Here is a 2453-nt window from a genome sequence, read left to right as displayed (position 1 = left end):
GCTGAACACCGGCTGCGCGCTCAGTTCCGCGAACACCGCACCCGCCTCCACCGCCGCCAGTTGGTCCTTGTCGCCAAGCATGACAAGCCGCGCGTGGGGAGCAACCGCCTCGAGCAGATGCGCGGCGAGCGCGACGTCGATCATCGACGCTTCGTCGACCACGATGACATCGAAGGGCAAAGGATTGTCGCGATGATGCCGGAAACGCCCCGTCGCCTGCGAGCCAAGCAGCCGCTGCAGCGTGAACGACGTACGCGGCAACCGTGCCGCCAATTCTGGGGGCAAGCTGCCTGCGCGCTCGGCGAGCGCCTCCTGCATGCGCTGCGCCGCTTTTCCGGTTGGCGCAGCCAGCGCGATGCGCAAGCCCGGATTCTCGTCGAGCAGGCACGCAAGCACGCCGACAACGGTCGTCGTCTTGCCGGTTCCCGGACCGCCGCTCACAATCGTCAGCCGGCCAGATAACGCGACCAGCGCTGCGACGCCCTGCCAGTCGATACCACCGTCGGCTAGATGGGTTTGCCCGGTTTGATCCGACACCGAGAAATAACGTTCGACACTCGTCTTCAGCGCGGCTGCATCCACCCCCGCAACGGGCGTTTGGGCGCGTTCGACGAGGCAGCGCGCGAGCCGGCGTTCGTAGTCGAAATATCGCGCCAGATAAATCCGCTGATCCGAATCGATTACGAGCGGCAGAAGATCCGCCGATTCGGCTTCACCGTCACATGCCACGCCGCTCGCAAGTAGCGCTGCGCGCGCGGTATCGGGGGAAGCACCATAGCGCTGCGCCAACGCGTCAAGCGCAATGCAGACGTGACCTTGCGTGGTTGCCCGGCTCACCGCGAACGCGGCACGCTGCGCCCAGCGCGTACTTTCAGGGTCGTCCTGAATACGTTTTGACAACTCGCCGATACGGCGTGCGAAACCGTCGGCGAGCGCGATGCTGTCGTCGGCGAGAAGGGAAAGATCGGGCGCGTTCATGCCGGCGCTCCAAGCATCAATTGATCGAGCGCGTCGATCAGTTCAAACGAGGGCCTCCCCACATGCACACCCGCTGGCCTTTCTCCGTCGCGCCAATCAGGTCGCACGCCACGCACGAACAGATATAGATACCCGCCGACATGCCGCTCAAAGGAATAACCAGGCAGGCGCAAGCGCAAATACCGGTGCAATGCCAGTGCGTAAAACAGCCCCTGCAAGTGATAAGCGTGCGAAGCCATGGCGACATCGAGCGATGCCGCGTCGTAATCGGCGGGAGAGTTGCCCAGGTGGTTCGATTTCCAATCCACGATCCAATAGCGTCCCGCATGCTCGACAATCATGTCGATGAATCCTTTGACATAGCCGCGTAACGCTCCCGCTTCGAGCGCGACATCGGGGAAACGATGCGCGGCGAGTATGCGCCGCAACGCCGCGAAATCGAGCGAATCGGCTGGGAATAAAAACTCGAGTTCATTCATGCGCCGCTTCGTGGCGATCGCGTCCAGTCGCATGCCCGGCACGAGTTCAGTGGCGAGCGTATCGGCGAGAAGTCGCGCCATCATGGCGGGCATCGCGGTGGCAAGCGGTTCCGGCGCGACGACAGGATGTTCCTGCAACGCACGCTTGATGGCGTCGTCCCACGTGGACGACTGCGTAAAATCCACGAGTTCGTACATTCGATGCAGGCACTCGCCTGCTGACGGTCCACGCGGGAACGCGAGGATATCGTCGGGATCGAGATCGAGATCGGGTTCGATCGGCGATGCGGCTGCTACAGGAGCGGCGGGTTCTTGAGCATCGGCGGGAACGATAAGCTCGTCGTGATCGGGCCTATCGTCGGCGGGCTGCGGCTGGCTCGATTCCGCGCGCGCGCCGGCCGCGATCAACGAACTGAAGCTAGCCGTGCGCCAACTGTCGCGCAACGTACGCCGGCTGATTCGGGCCTGCACAACACGTGCGGTGTCAGGCCGCGCTACCAAAGGCTCACGGGCGTCGATCACCGGCAAGGGCTCGACCGAAATCGACCGGCTTTCTCCAGACGCGAGCGCCTGCCAGCTTTGAATCACGTCGTCTTCCTCGGGCGGCTCTGCAAGCCATTCGCCGAAATCATGGCCCGCGCCTGCGGCCAGCCAATTCAACACGCTACGCCGCGATTCCTTCGCCGACTTGCCGATCAGGTAAATACCCGCCACCACGTAGCATCGATAGATCGCCCGCGTCAGCGCGACATACACAAGACGCGCGCGTTCGGCCGCCTGGTCGCGCGTCGCGAGACTGGACGCGCGTTCACCCTCTTCGTCCGTGTAGCCGTAGTGCAGCACGGCCGACCCGTCGTCGTGATACTCGCGGGCATCGGGCAACCCCGTCGAAGGCGGATCGCGTAACGCACCGTCATTCAGGAATGGACAGAACACGACCGCGTATTCGAGTCCCTTCGATTTATGCACGGTAACGATCTGCACGAGATTGCGATC

The 2453-nt window shown here is 63.2% G+C and carries 2 protein-coding genes; both read right to left on the bottom strand.

Features of this window, described 5'->3' with window-relative positions:
* Positions 1-978: AAA family ATPase (locus WCA53_RS11030; RefSeq protein WP_423909182.1), on the bottom strand; the 978-nt coding region annotated here is incomplete at its 3' end.
* Positions 975-2453 (bottom strand): 3'-5' exonuclease (locus WCA53_RS11025; RefSeq protein ID WP_423909178.1); only part of this gene is annotated, 1479 nt, incomplete at its 5' end. The genes WCA53_RS11025 and WCA53_RS11030, both read right to left, overlap by 4 nt.

The organism is Caballeronia sp., assembly GCF_049581465.1.
Taxonomy (GTDB): Bacteria; Pseudomonadota; Gammaproteobacteria; order Burkholderiales; family Burkholderiaceae; genus Caballeronia.
Note: the sequence above shows the minus strand (reverse complement) of the source record. Positions and strands in the feature narration are given on the sequence as shown.